This window comes from Mesorhizobium sp. M7A.F.Ca.MR.176.00.0.0, assembly GCF_004023165.1.
In the GTDB taxonomy this organism is placed as follows: domain Bacteria; phylum Pseudomonadota; class Alphaproteobacteria; order Rhizobiales; family Rhizobiaceae; genus Mesorhizobium.
Window position 1 is genome coordinate 1 of record NZ_RZTC01000057.1, and the last position, 12,738, is coordinate 12,738.

General features: G+C 62.6%; 11 protein-coding genes. 4 read left to right on the forward strand and 7 right to left on the reverse strand.

Annotation, left to right across the window (positions count from 1 at the left end):
- A partial coding sequence (gene argS / locus EOB59_RS19405; RefSeq protein ID WP_128289031.1) for an arginine--tRNA ligase occupies nt 1–1,028 on the reverse strand: 1,028 nt, incomplete at its 3' end.
- A 75-nt stretch (nt 1,029–1,103) separates the two neighbouring features.
- Entirely contained in the window at nt 1,104–2,318 is a 1,215-nt protein-coding gene (locus EOB59_RS19410) for a deoxyguanosinetriphosphate triphosphohydrolase (RefSeq protein ID WP_128289032.1), read from the reverse strand.
- Between the two features lie 90 nt (nt 2,319–2,408).
- Between EOB59_RS19410 and erpA the strand changes: the two genes are divergently transcribed.
- From erpA to EOB59_RS19430, 4 genes are all read left to right on the forward strand, one after another.
- The gene (gene erpA / locus EOB59_RS19415) at nt 2,409–2,756 is read left to right on the forward strand and encodes an iron-sulfur cluster insertion protein ErpA (protein ID WP_013531288.1); all 348 of its coding nucleotides are present in this window, start codon (nt 2,409–2,411) and stop codon (nt 2,754–2,756) included.
- Between the two features lies 1 nt (nt 2,757).
- Nucleotides 2,758–3,153 (forward strand): VOC family protein, encoded by a 396-nt coding sequence (locus EOB59_RS19420; protein ID WP_127323280.1) that lies wholly within the window; start codon nt 2,758–2,760, stop codon nt 3,151–3,153.
- A gap of 17 nt (nt 3,154–3,170) precedes the next feature.
- Nucleotides 3,171–3,965 carry an exodeoxyribonuclease III gene (xth, locus tag EOB59_RS19425; RefSeq protein WP_127270660.1) on the forward strand — a complete coding sequence of 265 codons (795 nt, stop codon included), beginning with the start codon at nt 3,171–3,173 and terminating at the stop codon, nt 3,963–3,965.
- Nucleotides 3,966–4,090: 125 nt separating this feature from the next.
- Nucleotides 4,091–4,345, forward strand: coding sequence for a hypothetical protein (locus EOB59_RS19430; RefSeq protein WP_245482753.1), 255 nt, complete (start codon nt 4,091–4,093; stop codon nt 4,343–4,345).
- 49 nt (nt 4,346–4,394) lie between these two features.
- On the opposite strand, the gene EOB59_RS19435 is transcribed toward EOB59_RS19430, so the two are convergent.
- The 5 genes from EOB59_RS19435 to EOB59_RS19455 all read right to left on the reverse strand — a co-directional run bounded on the left by EOB59_RS19435 (nt 4,395) and on the right by EOB59_RS19455 (nt 12,682).
- On the reverse strand, nt 4,395–5,234 hold the full coding sequence (locus tag EOB59_RS19435; RefSeq protein ID WP_127270686.1) for a tetratricopeptide repeat protein: 840 nt from the start codon (nt 5,232–5,234) through the stop codon (nt 4,395–4,397).
- Nucleotides 5,221–6,945, reverse strand: coding sequence for a dihydroxy-acid dehydratase (gene ilvD, locus EOB59_RS19440; RefSeq protein ID WP_127270685.1), 1,725 nt, complete (start codon nt 6,943–6,945; stop codon nt 5,221–5,223). Before ilvD ends, EOB59_RS19435 begins: the two co-directional genes overlap by 14 nt.
- 305 nt (nt 6,946–7,250) lie before the next feature.
- Entirely contained in the window at nt 7,251–8,498 is a 1,248-nt protein-coding gene (locus EOB59_RS19445) for an OmpP1/FadL family transporter (protein WP_128289033.1), read from the reverse strand.
- A gap of 355 nt (nt 8,499–8,853) precedes the next feature.
- Entirely contained in the window at nt 8,854–11,637 is a 2,784-nt protein-coding gene (locus EOB59_RS19450; RefSeq protein ID WP_128289034.1) for a valine--tRNA ligase, read from the reverse strand.
- Nucleotides 11,638–11,857: 220 nt separating this feature from the next.
- The gene (locus EOB59_RS19455) at nt 11,858–12,682 is read right to left on the reverse strand and encodes a PopZ family protein (protein WP_128289035.1); all 825 of its coding nucleotides are present in this window, start codon (nt 12,680–12,682) and stop codon (nt 11,858–11,860) included.
- Between the last annotated feature and the right edge of the window lie 56 nt (nt 12,683–12,738).

A 12,738-nucleotide genomic window follows, 5' to 3' on the forward strand; every position in this document is an offset into this window, starting at 1 on the left:
TCCTTGAGGTAAGCGACGTCGGCGGCGAAATAGGTGAACGAGCCATCGGACTTGACCAGCGCCCGGTCCATGTCGTCGCCGACCGCGGTCGAGCGGAACAGCGTCTGCTCGCGGTCCTCCCAATCGTCGGGTTTCTCGCCCTTGGGCGGCGGCAGCTTGCCCTTGTAGATATGGCCCTTCAGCGTCAGATCGTTGATCGCAGAGCGGATCTTCCTGGCTTTGTCGGCGTGCAGCGTGCGCTCGGAGAAGAACACGTCGTGATGCACGTTGAGCATCGCAAGGTCCTCGCGGATCATCGCCATCATCGCATCGATGGTGCGATCCTTGACGATGGCGAGCGCCTCGTCATCGGGCATCTGCAGAAGCGAGCGGCCGAATTCCGTGACCAGCGCCTGGCCGACAGGCACCAGGTAATCGCCGGGATAGAGACCGGCAGGTATTTCGCCGATGTCGTCGCCCAGCGCTTCGCGGTAACGCAGAAATGCGGAACGGCCGAGCACGTCGACCTGCGAGCCGGCGTCGTTGATGACATATTCCTTGGTCACGTCGTAGCCGGCGAAGGCCATCAGATTGGCAAGCGCGTCGCCGACGACAGCACCCCGGCAATGGCCGACATGCATCGGCCCGGTCGGATTGGCCGAGACATATTCGACATTGGTCATCCTGCCGCCGCCAACCGTCGAGCGGCCATAGTTGCGGCCCTCGCCGAGCAGTGCGGTTAGATGTGCCTGCCAGAAGCCGTCCTTCAGCCTGAGATTGACGAAACCGGGCCCGGCCACTTCCGTCGCCGCGACATCCTTGTCGTCACGCAGCGCCTGCGCCAGTCTTTCGGCCAGCGCGCGCGGTTTCTGGCCGGTCGGCTTGGCCAGCACCATCGCCGCATTGGTAGCCAGGTCGCCGTGGCTGGCGTCGCGCGGCGGCTCGACGGCAATGCGCGACAGGTCAGGCGAAACGCCGTCTTTGTCTTTCAGATCAAGCGCTTCGACGGCTTTTATGATTCGCGCGGTGAAATCGGCGAAGATGTTCATTTGTGTGACTCTGGGGTCTGGCTCTGGCGGCTTTGCAGCGAATCCGGCTCGTTGGCCGGCAAAATCGAGCCCGCCCTAGCCCAATTCAGGCGTATGGTCAAACAAACGCCGGTGTTCCTTGAGCGCGTAGGTGTCGGTCATACCCGCCAGGAAGTCGGCGACGCTGCGCGCCTTGATGCGGTCGTCGGCCCGATCCAGCCCCTCGCGCCAGCCGTCCGGCATGGCGCGCGGATCGGCGAAATAGGCGTCGAACAGATTTTTGGCGATCTGCTCGGCGTCCGCGCGCACCCGCATAACCTCCGCGTGCCGGTAGAGGTGCTTGTACAGGAAGGCCTTCAGTTCTTTCTCCAAGGCAGCCATTTCGGCCGAGAAAACCACCATCGTCTCGCCAGCTGCCCTCACCGCATCTGCGCTCCGCGGCCTGATGCGATCGAGATTGGCGGTCGTCGACTTGATCACGTCCTCGACCATGGCGGTGATCTGCCGCCGCATCAGCTCGTGGCCGGTGCGCACATCATCGAGGGAGGGATAGCGTGCCCGAACGCCTTTCAGGATCGTTCCCGGCAGCAAAACCGTCTCCAGCATGTCCAGCGTCAAGAGCCCTGCCCTCAAACCGTCATCGATGTCATGCGTGTTGTAGGCTATATCGTCGGCGATCGCCGCGCATTGCGCCTCGATGCCGGCGAACCGGTCGAGTTCGAGATCGTGCAGTTCAGAGTAATCACGGATCGCCTGCGGCACCGGCCCTTTCAGACCCTTGCCGTTGGCGTCCGTCAGCGGCCCGTTGTGCTTGACCAGGCCTTCCAGCGTTTCCCAGGTCAGGTTGAGCCCGTCGAATTCGGCGTAGCGCGCCTCCAGCCTCGTCACGATGCGAAGCGATTGCGCGTTGTGGTCGAAGCCGCCCCAGGTAACCATCTTCTCGTTCAGCGCGTCCTCGCCGGTGTGGCCGAAGGGCGTGTGGCCGAAATCATGCACCAGCGCCACCGCCTCGGCGAGATCCTCGTCGCCGCGCAGCGCCCGTGCCAGGGCGCGCGCGATCTGCGCCACTTCGATCGAATGGGTCAGCCGGGTGCGATAGTGGTCGCCTTCATGCGCGATGAAGACCTGCGTCTTGTGCTTGAGCCGCCGGAACGCCGTCGAATGGATGATGCGGTCACGGTCACGCTGGAATGGCGTGCGGGTCGGGCTTTCCACCTCGTCGAACAGCCGTCCGCGCGACTTTGCCGGATCGCAGGCATAGGCGGCGCGCGGCCGATAGCCGAATCCGATGTCGCCCAACTCGTTGGTCATGGCTGATGCTGCCGCAGTTGACTTAGCCAGGTTGACTTGGCCCCTCGCGCTTCATACCTATCATGTGAAACCGAAAGCAAGGTGACGCCCATGGGCGCTGATGCCAAGACTGCCATGAAAGTCGATATGACCGAGGCCGCCGCCAAGCGGATCGCCAGGATTGTCTCGAACGAGGCCGGCAAGACGGCGCTGCGCGTGTCGGTCGAAGGCGGCGGCTGCTCAGGCTTCTCCTACAAGTTCGATCTGGTCGATACGCGCAATGACGACGACGTCGCCATCGAGAAGGACGGCGCCACAGTGCTGATCGACGATCTGTCGCTGGTCTATATGGGCGGCTCTGTGATCGATTTCGTCGACGATCTGATGGGCCAGTCGTTCCAGATCCGCAACCCGAACGCCGTCGCCTCCTGCGGCTGCGGCACGAGTTTCTCCATATAGAATGCCTGCTATCGGTGCGGTCCGTCAGATCGCGCTGTCGGCTGGCCGTGATCTCGACACCACGCTGGCTTTCTGGCGCGACGTGCTCGGCATGGCGGTTCATGCGCGCTTCGATCCGCCGGGCATCGCCTTCATCATGGCCGGCGATATTAGGCTGCTGTTCACTGACGGCATACCGGCCGGAACCGTCTATCTCGACATATCCGGCCTCGATGACTTCCATGCCTCTGCGGTCGCGGCAGGCGTACCCTTCACCGCGCCGCCAACACTTGTCCATCGCGACACGGAGGGCCAGTTCGGTCCAGCGGGGGAAAGCGAATGGATGGCCTTCCTAAAGGACCCGGCTGGCAATACGATTGGCCTCGTCGAACGCCATCCGCCGCAAGAATCCAACTGAACAGCATCGAGACCGCCATGAAAATCGTCACCTGGAACATCAACGGTGTCCGCGCCCGCATTGGCAATCTCACCCATTGGCTGACCGAGAGCGCACCCGACATCGTCTGCCTGCAGGAGATCAAGACCGTCGACGAGCAATTCCCGCGCGCCGAGATCGAGGCGCTTGGCTACAATGTCGAAACCCATGGCCAAAAGGGTTTCAACGGCGTCGCCCTATTGTCGAAGCTGCGCTTCGACGAAGTCATCCGGGGCCTGCCCGGCGACGATGCCGATGAACAGGCGCGTTTCATCGAAGGCGTTTTCTCAACCGACAAGGGTGCCTTGCGCGTCGCCTCGCTCTATCTGCCGAACGGCAATCCAATCGATGATGAGAAGAAGTTTCCTTACAAGCTGTCCTGGATGGCGCGGCTGGAGCGCTGGGCCGAAGAACGGCTGAGACTTGAGGAGGCCCTGGTGCTCGCCGGCGACTACAACGTGATTCCCGAGCGGATCGACGCGCGGTTTCCGGAGAACTGGCTGGGCGACGCGCTGTTCCAGCCGCAGACGCGACAAGCCTTCCGCCGGCTGCTCAACCTTGGTTTCACCGAGGCGGTGCGCGCGGTCACCGACGCGCACGACACCTACACGTTCTGGGACTATCAGGCCGGCGCCTGGCAGAAGAACAACGGCATCCGCATCGACCACCTGCTTTTGTCGCCGGAAGCCGCCAACCGGTTTTCTTCCGCGTCGATCGAAAAGCACGTGCGCGCCTGGGAAAAACCGTCCGATCACGTCCCGGTGGCGATCGATCTCGCGCTTCAGCCGGCCTGAGAGAACCCTCGCCGGGCACGCAGGCGCTGGACCTCATATCGCCACATTTTGCGCCGTTCATTGCGGTCCTGGCGGCTGGGGTTGCATGAGCACACGATTTCATCTTTGTCGGCCTGGCATTTGCCATGGCCGCTCCCGGTGCGGCATTTGCCGACCAGGAATGCCTGGCCAATGGAAAATCCTACCAGCTTGGCCAGGTCGCCTGCCTGACGGTTGCCGACCGGAGCCATCTGGCCCGCTGCGACATGGTGCTCAACAACACATCGTGGACGAACATCGGGGATAGCTGCCCGGAAAACACGCTGGCGCCACACCACCATGTCACGCCGATCTCGATGCCGGCGCCCAGCATGGTGCCGACGGAGCCGATCGAGAACTGATCGCGATCGACAATCGAGTGCTGCTGGTGAAGCTGACGCAGCCGCGAGACTACTGGTCCGCGTTGTTGCCCTTGGTGAGGATATCATCGGCCAGCGAGATCGCGGTGCGGCGGTCGGCCTCGCCGGCGGTGGCGAATGCCTCTTCCTGCATGCCGCGGATCCAGGGCTGGTCAGCCGGCGAAGCGCGTTCGAGCGCTGCCGTCATCATCGCCAGGCCGCGAACGATCTTGCCGCTCTGGAACAACAAATGGCCCAGTGTCGCCTGGGCGCCGGCATGGCCTTTCTCGGCGGCGAGTTGGAACCAGCGCCCGGCCTGCTTGACACTGGCCTTCACGCCGCCCTCGCCCTTCAAGAACATCTGCCCCATCTCGAACTGCGCGTTCGGATTGCGGTAGTTGGCGGCGGCGCGCATGTAATATTCCTGGGCCGCCACCTCGTTCTCGGCGACCGGGCTGCCGGGAATGCCCGTGCGCAAATAGTCGCCAAGCGCCACCAGCGCGTCGGAGACATAGCTTTCCTCAGGCGAGCCGGGCTCGACGTCCTGGTCGACGATCTCGGAGAAGAACTTGAACGCCTCATAGTCGTCGCGCGCCACGCCGTCGCCCTCGGCATACATGCGGGCAAGCTTCCAGGTGGCACCGATCTGGCCATTTTCGGCAGCGTATTTGTAGGCCTCGGCAGCCTGTTCCTTGTGGCCGTTCTTGTAGGCGGAGAAGCCGAACTGGAAGACCGCCCAAGGGCTGGATTGCGGCTTCACCCCGGTCTTGTCGTCGAATACCTTGTCGTCGAAGGCCATGGCCTGGCCCACGGCGCCAAAGGTCGCGCCAAATGTGGCGGCCACGACCAGTGCCGAAAAGACAGACGACCTCAACAACTCAGATGTCCGCATAACAGTGTGTTTCTTTCGCACCGCCCGGATGGGTCACCGCGCCATCGCGCGCCGGCCCTACCGTCTGTGCATATTTCCATATCGCGCCCGACTGATAGTCGGTCGTGCGCGCCTTCCATGTCTTTGCCCTCGCCGCCAGTTCGCTATCGGACAACGCCACGTCGATCGTGCCGTTCACCGCGTCGATCGAGATCACGTCACCATCCCTGAGCAGCCCGATCGGGCCGCCCACGGCTGCCTCGGGGCCGACATGGCCGATGCAGAAACCGCGCGTCGCGCCCGAGAAGCGCCCGTCGGTGATCAGCGCCACCTTGCCGCCCATGCCCTGGCCGTACAGCGCTGCCGTCGTCGACAGCATCTCGCGCATGCCGGGGCCGCCGCGCGGTCCTTCGTAGCGAATGACGAGAACCTCGCCTTCCCTGTAGTTGCGATGCGTCACCGCCTCGAAACATTCCTCTTCCGAATCGAAGCAGCGTGCCGGGCCGGAGAACTTCAACTCCGCCATGCCCGCAACCTTCACGATCGCGCCTTCGGGGGCAAGGTTTCCCTTCAAGCCCACGACACCGCCGGTTTGGGTAATGGGTGTGTTGGCCGGGCGGACCACATCCTGATGCTCATTCCAGACAACGTGCTGCATGTTTTCGGCCAAAGTGCGGCCAGTCACGGTCATGCAATCACCATGCAGATAGCCGTGGTCGAGCAGCGTCTTCATCAGCAGCGGAATGCCGCCGGCCTCGAACATGTCCTTGGCAACATATTTGCCGCCCGGCTTGAGGTCGGCGATGTAAGGCGTCTTCTCGAAGATCTTGGCCACGTCGAACAGGTCGAACTTGATGCCGGCCTCGTGGGCGATCGCCGGCAGATGCAGTGCCGCGTTGGTCGAACCGCCGGTGGCCGAGACCACGGTCGCCGCATTCTCCAGCGCCTTCAGCGTGACGATGTCGCGCGGCCGGATGTTTTTCGCGATCAGTTCCATGATCTTTTCGCCGGAGGCGAAATTGAACCGGTCGCGCATTTCATAGGGTGCCGGCGCGCCGCAGGAATAGGGCAGCGCCAAGCCGATCGCCTCGGCAACGGTGGCCATGGTGTTGGCGGTGAACTGGGCGCCGCAGGAGCCGGCCGACGGGCAGGCCGCCTGCTCGATTTCGAGAAGTTCGGCATCGTCGATGGTGCCTACCGAGTGCTGACCGACCGCCTCGAACACATCCTGCACGGTGATCTGGCGGCCGCGATAGCTGCCGGGCAGGATCGAACCGCCATAGATGAAGATCGACGGCACGTTGAGCCGCACCATGGCCATCATCATGCCGGGCAGCGACTTGTCGCAGCCGGCCAGCCCGACCAGCGCATCGTAGCAATGGCCGCGCATGGTGAGTTCGACCGAATCGGCGATGACCTCGCGCGACACCAGCGACGACTTCATGCCCTGGTGACCCATGGCGATGCCGTCGGTGACGGTGATGGTGCAGAATTCGCGCGGCGTGCCGCTGGCGGACGCGACGCCCTTCTTGACCACCTGCGCCTGACGCATCAGCGAGATGTTGCAGGGCGCCGCCTCGTTCCAGCAGGAGGCGACCCCGACCAGCGGCTGCGCAATCTCGGCCGCCGACAAACCCATGGCATAGAGATAGGAACGATGCGGCGCACGCGCCGGACCGACGGTCACATAGCGGCTAGGGAGCTTAGCCTTGGAGATGACTTTGGCGTCCATATTCTTCCTTGCCCCATCTTCCCTGCAAATGGGGCGGAGCGGCTGCCCCCTCGCCGAGCCTTTTGGCGCGTGTCCCGAGACAAGATCGAGGTGCGCCGGGTTTATGGCGGGAAATAGGCAATTTCCTCAGCCCGGCTTCCAGCGCAGGGGTTGCTCAGAAACTGTTGCCAAAACATCACAATAGCAGGGGGCGAAAGCGGTACGGATAATATGCAACGCAGCTTGGATGAGACAAATCGGGGCGATGCGATCCCAAACAAAAAAGGCCGGGTAATCCCCGGCCTTTTGTTATAATTGTCAGAGACTTAGAACTTGATCTTAAGGCCACCTGAAATCGCCGTGACCAGATCGTTGCCGAAGTCGTAGCTGACATCCGTGCCGGCGACGTATCCGCTCTCACCAGCCAACGCTCCAGAATGGCCGCTGGTCAGCACCCCAACCGCGCCGGCCAGACGCACTTCGATGTTCGGCTTGGGCGTAAAGGCGACGCCGCCGCCCAGTGTCCAGGTATCGGTCTGCGAGCCATAGCCATGCGACGTGCCGCGATCCCAGGAAAGCTGGCCGGCAGCACTCCACTGATCGTTGAACTTGTGGCCAATGCCGCCGGTAACTGTCCAGCCGTCACGATACATCAGGTCCAGCGAGGTGATCTGGCCCGAATGGAGAGCATCACCAGTGACGCATGCCCCTGCGGGGGTACCTACGACGCAAATTGGAACGCTCTGCAGCAGGCTCCAATTGACCCACTTGAGCGAACCGAAGGCGAGCCAGCCTGGCGCAATGCCTGACTGCAATTTCAATTCGACTGTATCCGGCATGTATTGCGTTGAGCCGTAGATCGGAAGCACCACGCTGCCAACATGCGTCAAATCCAGCGTGCCCGAGATATTGTCGAGCTTGACCCGCGAATTGTAGACGAGGCTGGCGCGCAGTGCGATCTCGGGGATTTCATAGGCCAGGCCGGCGCGCCAGCCCCAGCCGGTCCCCTTGAGATCGACACGCCCGGTACCCTGGAAATCCGGCACCAGCGGCGATATCAGGTCCTGCTTGAAGCCATAGACTTCCTGGTAGTAGACGCCGCCGATGAAGCGAACCTGGCCTTTGCCGGCGTCCATCTTGTAGGAGCAGGTTGTGGCGTAGTTGTTGCTTTTGATGTCGGTTTCCATGTTGGACTGGGCACCGGCCCAAAGACCCGGATTTGTGTGCGCACCCCAAGGCTGGGAATAGTCGAACATACAGTCGACACCCTGGACGATCTGCGCCTTGACGCCGATCCGCGGCACCCAATAGCTCTCGCTGTCCTTCGCCGTGCTGCCCAGAGGCGTCAAATCGCCGTCGAGCGGGTTGGTGTCCACCGCATTCTTGAGCTTGCGTTGCGGCATCACATAGGTCGATTCGGCTTCGGTCGCGAACGGAGCCGGATCGAACAACAGGTCGATATCGTAGCCAGCACGCTCCAGGCCGCCGGCATGTGCCGGATTCATCGCCGTCCCGATCAAAGCCAGCGAAAAGCAGCCCGCCCCCAGCAGCGCCTTCAGTCGCAGAATAGTCATGAAATGTCCTCCCCGAATTCGAGTGCATCAAGCTAGAACCAATTCAGGTTAACGGTGCAACAACGAATTCGCGGGCGTACATGTACACATTGGCCAGGCGCATTTTCGAGGAAATGCAACCTAGTGCGGCAAAGCCGAAAAATGGTCTGTGAAGGCTGAGCGGCTCCCAAAAACAGAGAGAACCATCCAAAAGGGCTCGAAAACAGGCCTTTTTTGGGCTCCAGGAGCCCCATTGTTACATTATGGCAACAATGGGGCTAAAACTTCCGTTTACGTCAATATTAACGCAACGGCATGCAGATTTTCGAGGAAAAACCAGCACTTTAGAGAGGGCTAAAGTCTCGCGAATCTATCCTCAACCGGCGTCGCGAACCCTGGCCAACGCGACCGACAGCTTGTCCTGCGCATCGCGGTATTCAGCGAGCTTTTCACGCTCGGCATCCACGATCTCGGCCGGCGCGCTGGCGACGAACCTCTCGTTCGACAGCTTCTTGTGCAGCCGCGCGATCTCCTCGGTCACCTTGGCCAGTTCCTTCTGCAGCCGTGCTGCCTCGGCGACAAGGTCGATCAGGCTGCCAAGCGGCAGGCAGATCGTCGCCTCGTTGAGCACGATCTGCGCCGAACCCTTGGGCGCGACATCGGCAAGCGAGATGTCGCCGACCCGCGCCAGCCGCTTGATCGCCGATTCTTCGCGGACAAGTCGTTCGCGTGTCACAGCGTTGGCGCCGACCACGACGAGCGGTGCAATGGCTGCCGGCGGCACGTTCATCTCCGAGCGCACGGAGCGGATGCCGGAGACGAGATCGACCAGCCAATTGATGTCGGCTGCAGCCTCGGCGTCTTCGAAGTCCGGCGACGGCCACGCGGCGTGGCACAGCAGCGAGGGGCGTTGCTTGCCTTCGCCGGCGGTCTGCGCCCACAGTTCCTCGGTCATGAACGGCATCATCGGATGCAGCAGCTTGTAGATCTCGTCGAGCACGAAGGCGACGCAGGCACGGCTTTCGGCCTTGGCCGCCTCGTCGGTGCCCATGAACACCGGCTTCAGCAATTCCAGATACCAGTCGCAGAACAGGTTCCAGACGAAGCGGTAGGCGGCACCCGCCGCCTCGTTGAAGCGGTATGAGGTGATGCCGTCGGTGATCTCGCGCGCCGCGCGCGTCAGCTCGGTCAGGATCCAGCGGTTGACCGCCAGCCTGGCGTCGTTCAGCCAGAAATCGTCATTGCGCGCGACCTCGTTCATCTCGGCAAAACGCGTCGCGTTCCACAGCTTGGTGCCGAAATTGCGATAGCCGGCGATGCGCGCCGGATCGAGCTTCACGTCACGGCCTTGTGCCGCCATCACCGTCAGGGTGAAGCGCAGTGCATCCGCGCCATATTCGTCGATAAGGTCGAGCGGATCGATGACGTTGCCTTTCGACTTCGACATCTTCTGCCCGTTCTTGTCGCGCACCAGCGCATGGACATAGACGGTGTGGAATGGCTCCTCGTCCATGAAGTGCAGACCCATCATCATCATGCGGGCGACCCAGAAGAAGATAATGTCGAAGCCTGTCACCAGCACGTCGGTCTGGTAGTAGGTCTTCAGCTCGGGCGTCTCGTCGGGCCAACCCAGCGTCGAAAACGGCCACAGCGCCGATGAGAACCAGGTGTCCAGCACATCCTCGTCGCGGGTCAGGATCTCGCCCGGCTTGAAGTTCTCCAGCTTGTCCTCGACCCAGGCCTTCCACGGTCCTTCCAGCGCCAGATAGAATTCGATCGCGGCGCTCAGCGCCTCTTCCTCGGTCTTCTCGACGAAGACGCGCCCGTCCGGCCCGTACCAGGCCGGGATCTGATGACCCCACCACAGCTGGCGCGAGATGCACCAGGGCTGGATGTTCTCCATCCAGTCGAAATAGGTCTTCTCCCAGTTCTTCGGCACGAAGTTCGTGCGACCTTCGCGCACGGAAGCGATCGCCGGCTTGGCCAGTTCCGCCGCATTGGCATACCATTGCTCGGTCAGGAATGGCTCGATCGGCACGCCGCCGCGATCGCCATGCGGCACCGCGTGGCGATGCGGCTCTACCTTTTCGAGCAAGCCGCCCTCTTCCATCAGCTCGACGATCTTCTTGCGCGCGACGAAGCGATCGAGGCCGTCGAGTTCGTCCCAGACAACCTGGCGCTCCGGCGTCACCTCGAGACCGGCAAGGAAATCCTCATTGTCCCTGAGGCTTACCGCCGCCTCCGTGGTCAGGATATTGATCGCCGGCAGCTTGTGGCGCTTGCCGACCTCGAAGTCGTTGAAGTCATGCGCCGGCGTGATCTTGACCGCGCCCGAACCCTTTTCCGGATCGGAATACTCGTCCGCCACCACGGGAATCCTGCGACCGACGATCGGCAGGACAATGTTCTTGCCGACCAGATGCCGGAAGCGCTCGTCGTCGGGGTGCACGGCGACGGCCGTATCGCCCAGCATCGTCTCTGGGCGCGTCGTTGCCACGGTGATGAAGGTTTTCGGATTTTCCGGGTCGAAGGTTTCGCCCTCGATGGGATAGCGGAAGTGCCAGAGATTGCCGTTGACCTCCTGCTGCTCGACCTCGAGATCGGAGATCGCGGTGAGCAGCTTGGGGTCCCAGTTCACAAGGCGCTTATCCTTGTAGATCAGCCCTTCCTTGTAGAGCGTGACGAACACTTCGAGCACGGCTTTGGACAGGCCTTCGTCCATGGTGAAGCGTTCGCGTGACCAGTCGGCCGAGGCGCCGAGCCGCTTCAGCTGGTTGAAGATGGCGCCGCCGGATTCGGCCTTCCACTCCCACACTTTCTCGATAAACTGCTCGCGGGTCAGGTCGCGGCGATGGATCTGCTTTTCCATCAGCTGGCGCTCGACCACCATCTGCGTGGCGATACCGGCATGGTCCATGCCCGGCTGCCACAGGACGTTCTTGCCGCGCATGCGCTCGAAGCGCACCAATATATCCTGCAGCGTGTTGTTGAGCGCGTGGCCCATATGCAGCGAGCCGGTAACGTTCGGCGGCGGGATGACGATCGTAAATGCTTCCGCCCCCTCCTCGGCGCCGGCACCGGCGCGAAACGCGTCGGCCTCTTCCCAGACTTTGGCGATCTTCGGCTCGACGGTTTTGGCGTCGTAGGTCTTTTCAAGCATGGGAAAATGGTCCGCGCTTTCGGGAGTTTTGCTGGTCCGGTGTAAATCGGAAGGTTTTGGCCAAGTCAACCGCAAGGGCTGTCTCGGACCCTCACAACCAGATAGGCGCGGCCCTGGTCATTTCAACGGAACGCGATCCGTCGTCCTGCCAACAAGCTGACCCCACCAAAAGAAACGGCGCCACGAAGGCGCCGTTTCCTCTAGCAATCGGCATGGGGAGCTACTGCGCCCCGCGCGCCACGCGCTCGATCTCCTCGCGCACCAGCCTTTCGACCAGTGTCGGCAGATTGTTGTCCAGCCAATCCTGCAGCATCGGCCGCAGCATCTCTTCGGCCATCTCGTCGAATGTCTTCTTGCTGCGGCTGGCAAACGCATCGGAAAGCTCGCCAAAGGCAGCCGCGACCTGACGGCCGGTATGCTCGGAAACGATCGCCGGACGCGGCGCGGCGCTGGCCGCCACCGGCCGCACCACGCTTGCATCCGGACGAGACGGCTCGGGTTCGACGGCTACTTTCGCGGTCGGTTCGTCCCTTGGAGTCTCCACGGACGGCTGGGCAGCCGTCTTGCGTGCCTCGCTCCGGTCCGACACCGCCCTCGCCTGCTCACCGACCGCGGCGATCTCGCGACGCCAATCGGCGATGGAAGCGTCGGCGACAGGACGCGATCCCGGCGATTCAACCGTGATTGGCTCGGCGGCGACGCGGGCGCTAACTTCGGCAAGTGTCATCGATGGCTTTGCCGGGCTGGGATCGGGGCGCGCAGGCGTTTCCATGCGCGCGACCACCGGCTCGGCCGCCGGCAACTGTGCCTGGACTTCCGCCAGCGTCACCGGCTTCCTGCCTTCGGGGGCGGCATGCAGGTCGGCACGGAATGCTTCCACGTCGGGGGCCGCATAGGCGCTCGACGCGCGCTCCAGATCCTGGCTCAGCTCATCGGCGTCGCCCGGCTGCTTGCGGCCGCCGTCGCTGTCCTCGATGATCCGCCTGATGGAAGCCAGTATCTCTTCCATGGAAGGTTCGCGCTGTGCGCTGCTTGCCGTTGCCATCGTCACATCCGCCGCCTTTGTGACCCCTGTGGGTTTCCGCTCCGGCAGAGCCGGAT

What these genes read in the sequence shown, in the direction of transcription:
- EOB59_RS19410 (WP_128289032.1), bottom strand. Translation starts at nt 2,318, where the DNA reads ATGACCAACGAGTTGGGCGACATCGGATTCGGCTATCGGCCGCGCGCC.
- erpA (WP_013531288.1), top strand. Translation starts at nt 2,409, where the DNA reads ATGGGCGCTGATGCCAAGACTGCCATGAAAGTCGATATGACCGAGGCC.
- EOB59_RS19420 (WP_127323280.1), top strand. Translation starts at nt 2,758, where the DNA reads ATGCCTGCTATCGGTGCGGTCCGTCAGATCGCGCTGTCGGCTGGCCGT.
- xth (WP_127270660.1), top strand. Translation starts at nt 3,171, where the DNA reads ATGAAAATCGTCACCTGGAACATCAACGGTGTCCGCGCCCGCATTGGC.
- EOB59_RS19430 (WP_245482753.1), top strand. Translation starts at nt 4,091, where the DNA reads ATGGCCGCTCCCGGTGCGGCATTTGCCGACCAGGAATGCCTGGCCAAT.
- EOB59_RS19435 (WP_127270686.1), bottom strand. Translation starts at nt 5,234, where the DNA reads ATGCGGACATCTGAGTTGTTGAGGTCGTCTGTCTTTTCGGCACTGGTC.
- ilvD (WP_127270685.1), bottom strand. Translation starts at nt 6,945, where the DNA reads ATGGACGCCAAAGTCATCTCCAAGGCTAAGCTCCCTAGCCGCTATGTG.
- EOB59_RS19445 (WP_128289033.1), bottom strand. Translation starts at nt 8,498, where the DNA reads ATGACTATTCTGCGACTGAAGGCGCTGCTGGGGGCGGGCTGCTTTTCG.
- EOB59_RS19450 (WP_128289034.1), bottom strand. Translation starts at nt 11,637, where the DNA reads ATGCTTGAAAAGACCTACGACGCCAAAACCGTCGAGCCGAAGATCGCC.
- EOB59_RS19455 (WP_128289035.1), bottom strand. Translation starts at nt 12,682, where the DNA reads ATGGCAACGGCAAGCAGCGCACAGCGCGAACCTTCCATGGAAGAGATA.